The organism is Pseudomonas sp. NPDC087697, from assembly GCF_044743155.1.
Taxonomy (GTDB): domain Bacteria; phylum Pseudomonadota; class Gammaproteobacteria; order Pseudomonadales; family Pseudomonadaceae; genus Aquipseudomonas.
Genome location: NZ_JBIUVW010000008.1, coordinates 15,580 through 30,274 on the forward strand (window position 1 = coordinate 15,580; position 14,695 = coordinate 30,274).

Genomic DNA, 14,695 nt, shown 5'->3' on the forward strand with positions numbered 1-14,695 from the left:
CGACTTTGTCGCAACGCTGGAGCTCAACCTTCCGTGCCCGTTCTGCGTCTACCGCTTCTCCCTGCCGCGGCAGGTAAACAGCACTGGGGCAACCTGCCTGGTGCCGCCCTGAGCCTGGCCATTGCCGAGGCCGCCAGCGCTGCCAAGCGCTTTACCCTGCTACTGACCGCCGACAGCCAAAGTGCCGAACGGCTGGAACAGGAGCTGAGTTTCTTCGCCCCCGATTTGCCGGTGCTGCATTTCCCGGACTGGGAAACCCTGCCTTACGACCTGTTTTCGCCGCATCAGGACATTATATCCCAGCGCATCGCCAGCCTGTATCGCCTGCCTGAGCTGAGCCATGGCGTTTTGGTAGTGCCGATCACCACCGCCCTACATCGCCTGGCACCGACCAAATTCCTGCTCGGTAGCAGCCTGGTGCTGGACATCGGCCAGAAACTCGACGTCGAGCAAATGCGTACGCGGCTGGAGGCCAGCGGCTACCGCTGCGTCGACACTGTTTATGAGCACGGCGAATTTGCGGTGCGTGGTGCGCTGATCGACCTGTTCCCGATGGGCAGCAAACTGCCCTACCGCATCGACCTGTTCGATGACGAAATCGAGACGCTGCGTACCTTCGACCCGGAAAACCAGCGCTCCATCGACAAGGTCGAATCGGTTCGACTGTTGCCGGCGCGCGAGTTTCCGTTGCAAAAAGACGCGGTTACCCGTTTCAAGGCACGCTTCCGTGAGCGCTTCGATGTCGATTTCCGTCGCTGCCCGATCTTCCAGGACCTGAGCAGCGGGATTACCCCGGCCGGTATCGAGTACTACCTGCCGCTGTTCTTCGACGAAACCTCCACGCTGTTCGACTACCTGCCGCAGGACACCCAGGTGTTTTCCCTGCCGGGCATCGAACAGGCGGCGGAGAATTTCTGGAACGACGTGCGTAACCGCTACGAAGAGCGCCGTATCGATCCATCTCGGCCATTGTTACCGCCGGCCGAACTGTTCCTGCCGGTAGAAGACTGCTTCGCACGTCTCAAGAGCTGGCCGCGCGTGGTTGCCAGCCAGCAAGACGTCGAAACCGGTGTCGGCCGCGAGCGCTTCCCGGCCACACCATTGCCGAACCTCGCCATCGAAGCCAAGGCCAACCAGCCGCTGGAAGCGCTGTCGAACTTCCTCGATGCGTTTTCCGGTCGCGTGCTGTTTACCGCCGAGTCGGCCGGTCGCCGCGAAGTGTTGCTGGAACTGCTGGAACGCCTGAAGCTGCGACCGAAAACCGTCGACAACTGGCCGGATTTCGTCGCTGGCAAAGAACGCCTGGCGATCACCATCGCACCACTGGATGAAGGCCTGCTGCTGGACGATCCGGCCCTGGCACTGATCGCCGAAAGTCCGTTGTTCGGTCAACGAGTGATGCAGCGTCGTCGTCGCGAGAAACGCGCCGACGCCAATAACGATGCGGTGATCAAAAACCTCACCGAGCTGCGCGAAGGCGCGCCGGTGGTGCATATCGATCACGGCGTTGGCCGTTATTTGGGCCTCGCGACTCTGGAAATCGAAAACCAGGCCGCCGAGTTCCTGACCCTCGAATACGCCGAGGGCGCCAAGCTTTATGTGCCCGTCGCCAACCTGCATTTGATCGCCCGTTACACTGGCAGCGACGATGCACTGGCGCCGCTGCACCGCCTCGGCTCCGAAACCTGGCAGAAGGCCAAACGCAAAGCCGCCGAACAGGTGCGCGACGTCGCCGCCGAATTGCTCGACATCTATGCTCGCCGCGCGGCCCGCGAGGGTTATGCCTTCGCCGACCCGAAAGCCGATTACGCAACCTTCAGCGCCGGCTTCCCGTTTGAAGAAACTCCGGACCAGCAAACCACCATCGACGCGGTACGCGAAGACATGCTCGCGCCGAGACCGATGGATCGACTGGTCTGCGGCGACGTCGGTTTCGGCAAGACCGAAGTGGCGATGCGCGCGGCATTCATTGCCGTGCACGGCGGACGTCAGGTAGCGATTCTGGTGCCGACCACCCTGCTCGCCCAGCAGCACTACAACAGCTTCCGCGACCGCTTCGCCGACTGGCCAGTGACCGTGGAAGTGATGAGCCGCTTCAAGTCGACCAAGGAAGTGAATGCCGCCGTCGCCGATCTCGCCGAAGGCAGGATCGACATCGTCATCGGCACGCACAAGCTGCTGCAAGACGACGTGAAGATCAAAAACCTCGGGCTGGTGATCATCGACGAAGAACACCGTTTTGGTGTTCGTCAGAAGGAACAGCTCAAGGCTCTGCGCAGCGAAGTCGACATCCTGACCCTGACCGCCACGCCGATTCCGCGCACGCTGAACATGGCGGTGTCAGGCATGCGCGATCTGTCGATCATCGCCACGCCGCCGGCACGACGCTTGTCGGTGCGCACCTTCGTCATGGAACAAAACAAGAGCACGGTCAAAGAAGCCCTGCTTCGTGAGTTGCTGCGTGGCGGCCAGGTCTATTACCTGCACAACGATGTAAAAACCATCGAGAAATGCGCTGCCGACCTCGCTGAACTGGTGCCGGAGGCACGGATCGGTATCGGTCACGGGCAAATGCGCGAGCGCGAACTCGAACAGGTGATGAGCGACTTCTACCACAAGCGCTTCAACGTGCTGATCGCCTCGACCATCATCGAGACCGGCATCGACGTACCGAGCGCCAACACCATCATCATCGAGCGTGCCGACAAGTTCGGTCTGGCACAGTTGCACCAGCTGCGTGGCCGCGTCGGTCGCAGCCACCACCAGGCTTACGCCTACCTGCTGACACCGCCGCGCCAACAGATCACCCCGGACGCGGAGAAGCGTCTGGAAGCCATCGCCAACACCCAGGACCTGGGCGCAGGCTTCGTGCTCGCCACCAACGACCTGGAAATCCGTGGCGCGGGAGAACTGCTGGGCGACGGCCAGAGCGGACAGATCCAGGCCGTCGGTTTCACCCTGTACATGGAAATGCTCGAACGCGCGGTGAAATCGATCCGCAAGGGCGAGCAGCCAAACCTCGATCAACCGCTGGGTGGCGGCCCGGAAATCAACCTGCGTTTGCCGGCGCTGATCCCGGAAAACTACCTGCCGGACGTCCACGCACGACTGATCCTCTACAAACGCATCGCTTCGGCGACCGATGAGGACGGCCTCAAAGACCTGCAAGTGGAGATGATCGACCGCTTCGGCCTGCTGCCCGAACCGACCAAGAACCTGGTGCGCATGACCTTGCTGAAACTACAGGCCGAGCAACTGGGGATCAAGAAAGTCGACGGTGGCCCGCAAGGCGGCCGTATCGAGTTCGGCGCGCAAACGCCGGTCGATCCGCTGGTGCTGATCAAGCTGATCCAGGGCCAACCCAACCGCTACAAATTCGAAGGCGCCACGATGTTCAAATTCATGGTGCCGATGGAGCGCCCGGAAGAGCGTTTCAATACATTGGAGGCACTGTTTGAGCGCCTCACTCCAAAAACTGCTTGAAGGACGCCGCATGCGCCTGTTTCGCTCATTGACCCTGTTGCTGACCCTCGTCGCCCCAACGGCGTTTGCCGACAGCCTGTATCAGGTTGAAATGATCCTGGTCCGCCAGAACGCCGTACCGGCCATTGTCAGCCGCGCCGCGCCAGAAGACTGGGCCGCTGGAGCGCAGCCGGTAAACCCCGACAGCCTGCGCACGCCGAGCCTCAGCACCGAAGCGCAGAAGTTGCGTGCAAGTAGCGATTACACGGTGCTGCTGCAAAAAGCCTGGCAACAGAATCTCGGCGAAAACGCCAGTAAAGTGTCGATTAGTGATGGCAAGGAACAGTTCGGCCAATTCCCGATCGAAGGCACGCTGAACCTGAAACTCGGCCGCTTCACCGACGTCGACGCGAACTTCTGGGTCAACCAGTTCAGCGCCAATGGCATGGTCACCGCCAGCGAACGCCTGAAGCAGCAAAGCCACACTAAAAACGGTCAGTTGAACTACCTCGACAACGGCCACCTGGCCCTGCTGATCAAGATCACTTCGCTGACTGCACCTGCGCGTCCGCCAGTCCCTGACGTTCTCCCGGACTGATTGAAGTCCCTATGCCCCCGAGCCTGAGCAAACCCCTGGCCCCTTCCTGGGTCAGCCGATTCAAGGAACAAAGCCTGGAACGTGGCCGCCGCTACGCACTGGAAAACCGCGTCAGGATCGTCGAAGCCGGCGACAGCACCATCACCGCCAGCTGCGAAGGCTCTGGCGGCAATGTTTACCGTCAGACCATTACGCTGCGCGAATCCGCCAAAGGCACTCTGTTATTGGTCGATGCAGCGTGCAGCTGCCCGGTGCGCGTTAACTGCAAGCATTGCGCTGCGGTGCTGCTGAAAGTCCAGGAAACCCTTGAGTATCCGGCCGCCGCCAAAGATGCCGAACTGCTGGAAAAGCTTCAGGCTGTCCTCGAAAACCGCACACCCGCGCCTTTGCCGCAACAGCTGATGGAGAACGTGCAACCGGTGCCGCGTCTGTGGCTGGCGAGCATCGAGTTCAGCGCCTTCGAACCGCGCAACGGCAAAATGCAGCGCTACATCCAGCACCGCGCCGCGCTGTCCTTCAGCTATCTGGATGAATACGTCAGCGGACAGAAAAATGCCGACATCCTGATCCGGCAAGAACAGCAAACGCTACGGATCAAACGTCAGCCGGACGTCGAAAAAGCCTACCGGGAACAGCTGCGAATCCTCGGATTCAAAGTCGCGACGAGGCAAAGTAAAGCCTTGCCGGAAAGCGCCGGCGAACTCTATGAGATGGTCAACGACAGCGCCTGGCTGACCTTCACCCTCAATGAGCTGCCCAAGCTGCGCACACAAGGCTGGGAGCTGCAAATTGACGAAGACTTCGGCTTTGACCTGACAACCGTCGATGACTGGTACGCCACGGTCGAAGAGGCGCCGGAACGCGACTGGTTTGATCTGGAGTTGGGAATTATCGTCAATGGCGAGCGCCTCAGCCTGCTGCCAATCCTGCTGAACCTGATGCGCTCGCACACCGAGATTCTCAACCCGGAACGCCTGGCCAGACGCCGCGACGACGAGCTGATCCTGGTGAACATCCCGAACCGCCCGAACTCCGAGTATGGCCCGTTGCAGGTCGCGCTGCCGTTCGGTCGCTTGAAACCAGTGTTGGCAACCTTGGGCGAGTTCTACCTGCAAGAGCCCGGCGAAACCAGGTTGCGCCTGAGCAGCGCCGACGCCACCCGCCTCAATCCACTGGAAGATATGCCCTTGCTCTGGGAAGGTGGCGAGCACATCCGCACCTTCGCCCAGCGTCTGCGTGACATCAAGGACTACACGGCCGAGGCGCCCGAAGGCCTGAATGCTACGCTGCGGCCTTATCAGCTCGAAGGCCTGAGCTGGATGCAGTCGCTGCGGCAACTGGAAGTCGGCGGCATCCTTGCGGACGACATGGGCTTGGGCAAAACCCTACAGACTCTAGCGCATGTGCTGACCGAGAAAAATGCCGGACGCCTCGATCGGCCGTGCATGGTGGTGATGCCCACCAGCCTGATTCCCAACTGGCTTGACGAAGCGGCGCACTTTGCCCCTCAGCTCAAGGTCTTGGCGCTGTATGGCGCCGGACGCAAGAAACACTTTGAGCATCTGGCCGAATACGACCTGATCCTCACTACCTACGCGCTGCTACCCAAGGATGTCGAACGCCTGGCGGCGCAGCCATTGCACGTGCTGGTGCTCGACGAAGCGCAATACATCAAGAACCCCAACAGCAAGGCCGCTCATGCGGCGCGAGAGCTAAACGCCCGCCAGCGCCTGTGCCTGAGCGGTACACCGTTGGAAAATCACCTGGGCGAGCTGTGGTCTCTGTTCCACTTCCTGCTGCCCGGCTGGCTGGGTGATGTGAAAAGCTTCAACCGCGACTACCGCGTGCCGATCGAAAAACGCGCCAGCGACGTACGACTGCAACACCTGAACGGTCGGATCAAACCGTTTCTGTTGCGCCGAACCAAAGAACAGGTCGCCACCGAACTGCCGCCGAAGACCGAGATCATCCATTGGGTCGAGCTCAACGAGGCGCAACGCGACGTTTACGAAGCCATGCGCCTGGCCATGGACAAGAAAGTCCGCGACGAGATCACCCGCAAAGGTGTGGCTCGCAGTCAGATCATCATCCTTGAAGCGCTACTCAAGCTGCGTCAGGTGTGCTGCGATCTGCGACTGGTCAATGAGGCCGCCCTGCCCACGCGCGGCAGCTCCTCGGGCAAACTCGACAGCCTGATGGAAATGCTTGAGGAGCTGTTTGAAGAAGGCCGCAAAATCCTGCTGTTTTCACAGTTCACCTCGATGCTGTCCCTGATCGAAGCTGAGCTGGATAAACGCGGCATCGCTTACGCACTGCTGACCGGGCAAACCCGCGATCGACGCACGCCCGTGAAAGATTTCCAGAGCGGAAAGCGTCAGATTTTTCTGATCAGCCTGAAAGCGGGCGGCGTTGGCCTGAACCTGACGGAAGCCGACACGGTGATTCACTACGATCCGTGGTGGAACCCGGCAACGGAAAACCAGGCCACCGACCGCGCTTACCGGATCGGCCAGGAGAAGCCGGTGTTCGTCTACAAGATGATTGCTCGCGGGACCGTCGAAGAGAAAATCCAGCACCTGCAAAAGGAAAAATCCGACCTGGCGGCTGGTGTACTGGATGGTCGCACGACCGGGGACTGGAAGCTGCAGAACGACGATATCGAGGCGTTGTTTGCGCCGTTGCCGGATAAATCGAAGATTTAGCCGCGCTGGTTATACCGCTTTCGCGAGCAAGCCCGCTCCCACATTGGTTTTGTGGTGCCCACTATTGCGAGCTAACACAGATCCAATGTGGGAGCGGGCTTGCTCGCGAAAGGGTCGACTCGATGTAACAAATGCTTAGCCTTTAAGCACCCGCGCCAGCGTCGACTTCACCTTGCCCATCCCGTCATGCAACGCCTGCTCGATCTCGGCCATGGTAATCACTGCCGTCGATTTGCCTGCTGCCGGATTCACCACCAGCGCCAGACACGCGTAATCCAGTTCCAGCTCGCGGGCCAATGCCGCTTCCGGCATACCGGTCATGCCGACGATATCGCAACCGTCACGTTCCAGACGGGCGATCTCGGCAACGGTTTCCAGACGCGGCCCCTGCGTGCAGGCATACACACCATGACTGCTGTAAGCACAGCCTTCGGCAGCCAACGCGGCAATCAACTGCTCGCGCAATGGCTCGCTGTAGGGATAGCTGAAATCGATGTGGGTGACCTGCTCCAGGTCATCGGCAAAATAGGTGTGCTGGCGACCGCTGGTGTAATCGATCAGTTGATGGGGCACGCAGAAATGTCCGGTGCCCATGGCCGCATGAATCCCACCGACCGCGTTGACCGCCAGAATGGCCTGCGCACCCGCCTGCTTCAGCGCCCAAAGGTTGGCCCGGTAATTCACCTGATGCGGCGGAAAACGGTGCGGATGACCGTGACGGGCGAGAAACAGCACCTCACGCCCGGCGTACTCACCGACCTGGATCTCGGCCGACGGCGCACCGTACGGCGTGTCCAAGGCCAATGACTGGCGAATGCTCAAACCTTCGAGCTGGGTCAGACCAGTGCCACCGATTATCGCGTAAACCGTCATTGCAAAAAGTCCTTAATCAATCAGTTGGGCATCTTTGAGCGCGCCAAGGGCGGTGAGCCAGCGCGGATCCTGTCGATAATCAGTGCTGGCGAACGACTGGCTGCGCATCCGCGCAATGCGTGCAGACGGCTTGACCTTCAAGCGCTGAGCCGCGCTCAGGGCCAGTTCGGCTGCCGCGCGATCATTACAGACCAGGCCCATGTCGCAACCGGCAGAAAGTGCCGCTTCGATCCGGCTGGCAGCGTCGCCGACCACATGGGCGCCGGCCATCGACAGGTCGTCGCTGAAGATCACCCCGTCAAACTGCAACTCGCCGCGCAGGATGTCCTGCAACCAGCGACGCGAGAAGCCGGCAGGCTGTGAATCGACCTGCGGATAGATCACGTGAGCGGGCATCACGGCCGCCAGTTGCTTGCTCAAGCGCGCGAACGGAACGAGGTCCTTGGCGCGAATTTCCTCAAGACTGCGCTCGTCATTCGGAATCGCGACGTGTGAATCCGCCTCCGCCCAGCCGTGGCCAGGGAAGTGCTTGCCGGTAGCCGCCATGCCGGCGCTGCTCATACCGCGAATGAACGCCCCCGCCAGCAAGGCAGCGCGCTCTGGATCGCCTTCGAACGAACGGGTACCGACCACGGCACTGCGCTGGTAGTCGAGGTCCAGCACCGGGGCGAAGCTCAAGTCGAGGCCGACGGCCAGCACTTCAGTCGCCATGATCCAGCCACACTGCTCGGCCAGGTATTCGGCGTTCGGGTTGTCAGCAATCGCCCTCATGGCTGGCAGACGCACGAAGCCCTGACGCAGACGTTGCACCCGACCGCCTTCCTGGTCCACTGCCAGCAACAGGTCCGGCCGCACCGCACGAATCGACGCACTCAACTCGCGAACCTGACGAGGATGCTCGATGTTGCGTGCAAAAATGATCAGGCCGCCCACTTCGGGCTGACGCAACAGTTGGCGATCTTCGGCCGTCAGCCAGGTACCGGCGACGTCCACCATCAACGAGCCTTGCAGGCCAGCAGTCATAGAAATTCCTTGGTAACGAAAAGCGCTCGCGGCGCATCTTTGAAGAACCCGGCCCGATGCAGACACATGACTTCGCCGCCAAGGGCGATGCCCGGCGGAACGTGGTCGGTAAAGGAGAAATCGAGCGGGTCTGAAACGAGAGTCGGCATGGGCGGCTAGCTTAGCGGATGTAAGCTGCCGCGCCCACCCGTGTGCGGTTAAACCTTGGCGGCCAGCGGTACCGATTTGCTGCGAGGACGCAACTGGGCCGAGGCCATGGCGTCGTCGGTAACGCCCGTTTCGGCACGCATGCCAGCGGCCAGGAACGGCACCATCAGACGCATCACCTGCTCGATCGAGGTATTCACCCCGAAATCGGTCTCGGCGATCGCGCGCAAAGCCTTGATCCCCGACATGCTGAACGCCGCCGCACCGAGCATGAAGTGCACCCGCCAGAACAGCTCGATAGGCGGAATACGCGGCGCGGCATCATTGACCAGCATCATGTAACGGCGGAACACCTTGCCGTACATGTCTTCCAGGTAACGACGCAAATGCCCTTGGCTCTGACTGAACGCCAGCCCCAACAGACGCATGAAGATAGACAAATCATTGCCGCTGCGTGGCTGCACCACGAGGGCTTGTTCGACAAGGATTTCCAGCAGCTCTTCAAGGCTCGGCTTGCTGTCGGGCTTGGCCTGACGGCGCTCCAGCTCACGATCGAGACTGATGCAGAATGGCCCGAGAAAACGCGAGAAAACCGCTTGAATCAACGCTTTCTTTGAGCCGAAATGATAGTTCACCGCCGCCAGATTGACCCCAGCCTTGCTGGTGATCAGCCGCAATGAAGTTTCGGCAAAACCTTTTTCCGCGAACAACTGCTCGGCAGCATCGAGAATGCGTTCAACGGTTTCCGACTGGGCCATGGCTACTCCGCCTGACAAACACTTGTTTGAAACATACGTTTCAGCCTGTGCCTTGTCAAGCCTGCCAGTTCGTTTTGCGAACGGTCGGTCAGCTATTTAACCATACAAGTCAGCAGCTGTAGTCAGTCCTGCAGGCAGCAAGCTGACGATCTGTAAACCGACCGTCCAGCGGTCGGGTAAAAAAGGAGGATTGCCAAGATCACTTCACTGTATATAATCCCAGTCACTGTATAAAAAGACAGAGCGATCGACATGCTAAAACTGACGCCACGCCAAGCTGAGATTCTGGCTTTTATCAAACGTTGCCTCGAAGACAACGGCTATCCGCCGACCCGTGCAGAAATCGCCCTGGAGCTTGGCTTCAAGTCGCCCAACGCGGCTGAAGAACACCTCAAGGCACTGGCGCGCAAGGGCGCGATCGAAATGACGCCCGGCGCCTCACGCGGCATTCGCATCCCGGGCTTTGAAGCCAAGACAGATGAGTCCACCCTGCCAATCATTGGCCGGGTTGCTGCCGGCGCCCCGATTCTCGCCCAGCAGCACATCGAAGAATCCTGCAACATCAATCCTTCCTTCTTCCATCCTCGCGCCGACTATTTGCTGCGCGTCCACGGCATGAGCATGAAGGACGTGGGGATTTTCGACGGCGACCTGCTCGCCGTGCACACCACTCGTGAAGCCCGCAATGGCCAGATTGTGGTTGCACGGATCGGCGACGAAGTGACCGTCAAGCGCTTCAAGCGCGATGGCAGCAAGGTCTGGTTGATTGCCGAAAACCCCGAGTTTGCCCCGATCGAAGTGAACCTGAAAGATCAGGATCTGGTGATCGAAGGCTTGAGTGTCGGCGTCATTCGCCGCTAAAGGAGGCGTTATGCAGTTCCCTCACACACCGCAGCACGCACAACTTCCGCTGTTCGAAGCGTTCATGGCTCAGCCGCTGGCGCCGATTATCAAAGACGTGGTCGAGTCGCCCTGGAGCGCCGAACCCGAAGTGTTCAGTGAGTTGTCATTACGTGGTGCGGCCGGGAACTGCCTGAACCTTCTGGCCCCTATCCTCAGAGAACTGAGCCAGGATCAGGATGCTCGCTGGCTGACGCTGATTGCACCGCCCGCCAGCCTGACTCAAGCCTGGCTGCGAGACGCCGGCCTGAACCGCGAGCGCATTCTGCTGCTGCAACCGAGAGGGACGCAAAGCGCTCAGCAACTGGCTTGCGAAGCCTTGCGCCTGGGTCGTAGTCATACCGTTGTGAGCTGGCTGAATCCGTTGAACAGTAGCGCGCGGCAACAACTGATCAGCGCCGCCCGTAACGGGGATGCGCAAAGTCTGAATGTTCGGCTGGGTTAAGTGACACGCACCGTGCACCTGAAAAGCGCAGGGCTTCTCCAGGACAGAGAAGCCAATCTGTAACTTTGATGTGAAATGATGCCCTACGAAAAGCCGACAAACGGAATCAATGGAGAATCCGTGGCCCTTCTTCTTTGTCGAATTCGCCTTCAACCAAGCGCCCAGCCATCTGCACACCCACGCTCAACATCGCCTTGGCGACTTCAACGTGCTGGCCTTGCAGGAACGCCTTGGCGTCTTCAGAGAAGTCCAAAGTCACCAGAGAACCCTCGTCCTCAGCTCTGCGCAGCTCAATACGGCCGTCTGGCAGCTCGACAATTTCTAGAAAGGACGTTGGCATAAAGGTCTGTTCTCCACGAAAGGCGGGGATTATATAGTCATCCGCGCAGCTTCGCTCGGGATCTTGACCGGCTGCACGTCACCGAAACCGCTGCTGGAGATCATCCCTGATCCATAGTCACCCATGAACGCTCAGCGTTCAGTGCAGAGACTCAGCACTCATTCAGCCCTTCGCGAAACCGAATCGCCAGGCCTTTAAGGTTCTGACGCCAGCTCTCAAGCTCTTCTCGACTCAACTCTTGAGGAGGCTCTTCTTCATCCAGGTTAACCGCCAGGATCAGTGGCTGCGTTACATCGCCCTTGGGCTTGTGCGGTGCACGTGGCGGCTGAAACAGCGCGGCATAAGCAGCCAGAAGTTTTGCCAGCCAGGTTTCAGGGTTGTTCGCCAACTCGACCATCTCCGCCATCTCCGGAATAGCGATGGTTTCGAGCACTTCACGAGTCAGCAGCAATTCTGCTCGCGGCGCATTGGCCTGAGGCAAGCGGTAGAAACCGGCAATCTCGTGGCACAGGCCCAGCAGCGCACCATACAAATGAAACAACGCTGACTCACGCCCTGCCTGGATCAGCGCCAGGGAGTTCATCGCCCGCCCCTCTTCCGCTCGGGCCAGCGCCTCAAGCGACAGACCGGCGAAGTAAATTTTCTGATTGGTACGGGTATAAAGTTCGTGGGCCATGGCGGCAGTCTCCACAACGAAATAAGACGCGTGATGCAGGTCTGACAGTGTCATGGATCAGACAAGCCCACTGCAAGCGCAAAACAAAGGCCGCATGAAAACCCGAGGGTTCGCATGCGGCCTTTTGCATCGCATTGCCCGGTTACTTGGCTACGCGCTTGTCTTCAACCACCCACTTGCCACCGTCGTAGAACGCCTTCCAACCGGTAGGCTTTCCTTCGACTTCGGTCTGCACGTACTGCTCCTTGGTCTTGCGGCTGTAACGGATCACCGCCGGGAGACCATCCGGATCCTTCTTCGGTGCTTCGCAGAGGAAGTGGTATTTCGGATCGATCTCATCCTTGTGCGGCACGATCTCGATCACCAGCGGAGCACGGGTCTCGCGGTTTTTCGGAAACTGGCTTGCCGCCAGGAACAGGCCGGAAGCACCGTCACGCAGAATGTAGGTGTCGTTGACCTTCTCGCACTTGAGCTCGGGCATCTTCACCGGATCCATCTTCGGCGGCGCCGCGTCACCGCTCTTCAGCAGTTTGCGGGTGTTCTTGCAGGTCGCATTGGTGCAACCGAAGAACTTGCCGAAGCGGCCAGTCTTCAACTGCATTTCGCTGCCGCACTTGTCGCATTCCAGGCTCGGACCTTCGTAGCCCTTGATGCGATAGCTGCCTTCTTCGATCTCGTAGCCGGCGCAATCCGGGTTGTTACCGCAGATGTGCAGCTTGCGCTTCTCATCCAGCAGGTAAGCGTCCATCGCGGTACTGCAGATCGGGCAGCGGTGCTTGCCACGTAGCACCAAAGACTCCGACTCACCCTCGTCGTCCGCAGCGATCTCATCGCCCGGCACCAGGTTGACGGTGGCCTTGCAGCGTTCTTTTGGCGGCAGGCTGTAACCCGAGCAACCGAGGAAAACACCGGTCGATGCGGTACGAATCTGCATCGGACGACCGCACGTGAGGCACGGGATGTCGGTCATGACCGGCTGGTTGGCACGCATGCCGTTTTCCGCGCTCTCGGCTACTTCGAGCTTCTTCTTGAAGTCGCCGTAGAACTCGTCGAGCACGCTTTTCCAGTCACGTTCGCCCTGGGCGACGTCATCGAGGTTCTCTTCCATGCCGGCGGTGAAGCCGTAGTCCATCAGGTTAGAGAAGCTTTCGGACAGACGCTCGGTGACGATGTCACCCATCTTTTCCGAGTAGAAACGACGGTTGTGCAGCGCGACGTAGCCACGGTCCTGGATAGTCGAAATGATCGCCGCGTAGGTCGAAGGACGACCGATACCGCGCTTTTCCATCTCTTTAACCAGGCTCGCTTCCGAGTAACGCGCCGGCGGCTTGGTGAAGTGCTGGCTTGGATCAAGCTTGATCAGCTTCAGCACATCGCCCTGCGCCATGTCCGGCAGTACATCATCGTCGCCTGGCTTGGCCATTTGCGGCATGACGCGGGTGTAACCGTCAAACTTCAGGATGCGGCCCTTGGCACGCAGCTCGAAGCCGCTAGCTGCGACGCTGACGGTGGTCGACAGGTATTTCGCCGGCAGCATCTGGCAAGCGACGAATTGGCGCCAGATCAGCTCGTAGAGACGCTCAGCGTCACGTTCCATGCCAGACAGCTTGCTTGGATCGGTATTCACGTCAGAAGGACGAATCGCTTCGTGAGCCTCTTGCGCGCCTTCCTTGCTGCTGTAGACGTTCGGGGTTTCCGGCAGGTACTTGCTACCGAACTCGCCTTCAATATAAGTACGCGCCATCGCCACGGCATCAGCCGAGAGGTTGGTCGAGTCGGTACGCATATAAGTGATGTAGCCAGCTTCGTACAAACGCTGGGCCATCATCATGGTTTTCTTCACGCCGAAGCCCAGGCGGTTACTGGCAGCCTGTTGCAGCGTGGACGTGATGAACGGTGCCGACGGTTTGCTGCTGGTCGGTTTGTCTTCGCGTTTGGCGATGGTGTAGCTGGAAGACTTGAGCTTCTCAAGCGCGGCCATGGCCTGGGCTTCGTTGAGCGGCTTGAAGGCTTCGCCGTTTTCACGGGCCACTTCAAAACGCACAGTGGCGCCCTTGGCAGTGCCAAGGTCAGCGTGGACTTCCCAATACTCTTCCGGGTTGAACGCACGAATCTCGCGTTCACGCTCCACCACCAGCTTCACTGCTACCGACTGCACACGGCCGGCGGACAGGCCACGAGCTATCTTGGCCCACAGCAGCGGCGAAACCATGTAACCCACCACGCGGTCGAGGAAACGACGCGCTTGCTGAGCGTTGACCCGATCGATGTCCAGCTCGCCTGGCTGGGAGAAAGCTTCCTGAATCGCCTTCTTGGTGATTTCGTTGAACACCACGCGCTTGTAGCGGCTGTCGTCACCACCGATGGCTTCGCGCAGGTGCCAGGCAATGGCTTCCCCCTCGCGATCCAAGTCGGTTGCGAGATAGATGGTGTCAGCATCTTTGGCGAGCCGGCGCAGCTCTTCGATAACCTTTTCCTTGCCTGGGAGGATCTCGTACTTGGCTTTCCAGCCATGATCGGGATCGACACCCATGCGCGAGACCAGCTGCTTGCGCGCCTTTTCCTTAGGCGACAGCGCCGGCGCTTCACCAGCAGCAGCCTTGCCACGCTTGGCAGCAGGCTCTTTGCTGGCGCTAGCCGAACCGCTGGTGGGCAGGTCTCGGATATGGCCGATACTCGACTTCACCACGTATTGGTTACCCAGATACTTGTTGATGGTCTTGGCCTTAGCCGGGGATTCCACAATGACCAGCGATTTGCCCATGGATCAG

The 14,695-nt window shown here is 59.7% G+C and carries 12 protein-coding genes; 5 read left to right on the forward strand and 7 right to left on the reverse strand.

Annotation, left to right across the window (positions count from 1 at the left end; genetic code table 11):
* Window positions 1–33: 33 nt before the first annotated feature.
* From mfd to ACIPIN_RS08280, 3 genes are read left to right on the forward strand one after another with little or no spacing between them, the layout of a single operon-like run.
* Window positions 34–3,483: a transcription-repair coupling factor gene (gene mfd, locus ACIPIN_RS08270; RefSeq protein ID WP_401117374.1), complete on the forward strand. Its 3,450-nt coding sequence runs from the start codon at window positions 34–36 to the stop codon at window positions 3,481–3,483.
* A 10-nt stretch (window positions 3,484–3,493) separates the two neighbouring features.
* Entirely contained in the window at window positions 3,494–4,060 is a 567-nt protein-coding gene (locus tag ACIPIN_RS08275; RefSeq protein WP_401117376.1) for a CsiV family protein, read from the forward strand.
* Window positions 4,061–4,071: 11 nt separating this feature from the next.
* Window positions 4,072–6,762: a DEAD/DEAH box helicase gene (locus tag ACIPIN_RS08280; RefSeq protein ID WP_401117378.1), complete on the forward strand. Its 2,691-nt coding sequence runs from the start codon at window positions 4,072–4,074 to the stop codon at window positions 6,760–6,762.
* A gap of 135 nt (window positions 6,763–6,897) precedes the next feature.
* On the opposite strand, the gene ACIPIN_RS08285 is transcribed toward ACIPIN_RS08280, so the two are convergent.
* From ACIPIN_RS08285 to ACIPIN_RS08300, 4 genes are read right to left on the reverse strand one after another with little or no spacing between them, the layout of a single operon-like run.
* Entirely contained in the window at window positions 6,898–7,635 is a 738-nt protein-coding gene (locus tag ACIPIN_RS08285; RefSeq protein WP_103315332.1) for an S-methyl-5'-thioinosine phosphorylase, read from the reverse strand.
* 12 nt (window positions 7,636–7,647) lie between these two features.
* A complete protein-coding gene (nagZ, locus tag ACIPIN_RS08290; RefSeq protein ID WP_401117660.1) occupies window positions 7,648–8,646 on the reverse strand; it encodes a beta-N-acetylhexosaminidase in 999 nt (332 codons plus the stop codon).
* Window positions 8,647–8,654: 8 nt separating this feature from the next.
* Entirely contained in the window at window positions 8,655–8,807 is a 153-nt protein-coding gene (locus ACIPIN_RS08295; protein WP_401117380.1) for a hypothetical protein, read from the reverse strand.
* Between the two features lie 48 nt (window positions 8,808–8,855).
* Window positions 8,856–9,563 (reverse strand): TetR/AcrR family transcriptional regulator, encoded by a 708-nt coding sequence (locus tag ACIPIN_RS08300; protein ID WP_401117382.1) that lies wholly within the window; start codon window positions 9,561–9,563, stop codon window positions 8,856–8,858.
* Window positions 9,564–9,815: 252 nt separating this feature from the next.
* Here ACIPIN_RS08300 and lexA point away from each other — a divergent pair, with 252 nt between their 5' ends.
* Complete coding sequence (lexA, locus tag ACIPIN_RS08305; RefSeq protein ID WP_401117384.1) at window positions 9,816–10,424, forward strand: transcriptional repressor LexA; 609 nt, start codon at window positions 9,816–9,818, stop codon at window positions 10,422–10,424.
* 10 nt (window positions 10,425–10,434) lie between these two features.
* Entirely contained in the window at window positions 10,435–10,908 is a 474-nt protein-coding gene (gene sulA / locus ACIPIN_RS08310) for an SOS-induced cell division inhibitor SulA (RefSeq protein WP_401117386.1), read from the forward strand.
* 106 nt (window positions 10,909–11,014) lie between these two features.
* Here the strand turns inward: sulA and ACIPIN_RS08315 are convergent, their stop codons facing one another.
* From ACIPIN_RS08315 to topA, 3 genes are all read right to left on the reverse strand, one after another.
* Complete coding sequence (locus tag ACIPIN_RS08315) at window positions 11,015–11,248, reverse strand: hypothetical protein (protein ID WP_123426092.1); 234 nt, start codon at window positions 11,246–11,248, stop codon at window positions 11,015–11,017.
* A 151-nt stretch (window positions 11,249–11,399) separates the two neighbouring features.
* Window positions 11,400–11,924 carry a DUF6586 family protein gene (locus ACIPIN_RS08320; protein ID WP_401117388.1) on the reverse strand — a complete coding sequence of 175 codons (525 nt, stop codon included), beginning with the start codon at window positions 11,922–11,924 and terminating at the stop codon, window positions 11,400–11,402.
* Between the two features lie 142 nt (window positions 11,925–12,066).
* Entirely contained in the window at window positions 12,067–14,688 is a 2,622-nt protein-coding gene (topA, locus tag ACIPIN_RS08325) for a type I DNA topoisomerase (RefSeq protein WP_401117390.1), read from the reverse strand.
* Window positions 14,689–14,695: the final 7 nt, after the last annotated feature.

What these genes read in the sequence shown, in the direction of transcription:
- ACIPIN_RS08275 (WP_401117376.1), top strand. Translation starts at nt 3,494, where the DNA reads ATGCGCCTGTTTCGCTCATTGACCCTGTTGCTGACCCTCGTCGCCCCA.
- ACIPIN_RS08280 (WP_401117378.1), top strand. Translation starts at nt 4,072, where the DNA reads ATGCCCCCGAGCCTGAGCAAACCCCTGGCCCCTTCCTGGGTCAGCCGA.
- ACIPIN_RS08285 (WP_103315332.1), bottom strand. Translation starts at nt 7,635, where the DNA reads ATGACGGTTTACGCGATAATCGGTGGCACTGGTCTGACCCAGCTCGAA.
- ACIPIN_RS08295 (WP_401117380.1), bottom strand. Translation starts at nt 8,807, where the DNA reads ATGCCGACTCTCGTTTCAGACCCGCTCGATTTCTCCTTTACCGACCAC.
- ACIPIN_RS08300 (WP_401117382.1), bottom strand. Translation starts at nt 9,563, where the DNA reads ATGGCCCAGTCGGAAACCGTTGAACGCATTCTCGATGCTGCCGAGCAG.
- lexA (WP_401117384.1), top strand. Translation starts at nt 9,816, where the DNA reads ATGCTAAAACTGACGCCACGCCAAGCTGAGATTCTGGCTTTTATCAAA.
- sulA (WP_401117386.1), top strand. Translation starts at nt 10,435, where the DNA reads ATGCAGTTCCCTCACACACCGCAGCACGCACAACTTCCGCTGTTCGAA.
- ACIPIN_RS08315 (WP_123426092.1), bottom strand. Translation starts at nt 11,248, where the DNA reads ATGCCAACGTCCTTTCTAGAAATTGTCGAGCTGCCAGACGGCCGTATT.
- ACIPIN_RS08320 (WP_401117388.1), bottom strand. Translation starts at nt 11,924, where the DNA reads ATGGCCCACGAACTTTATACCCGTACCAATCAGAAAATTTACTTCGCC.
- topA (WP_401117390.1), bottom strand. Translation starts at nt 14,688, where the DNA reads ATGGGCAAATCGCTGGTCATTGTGGAATCCCCGGCTAAGGCCAAGACC.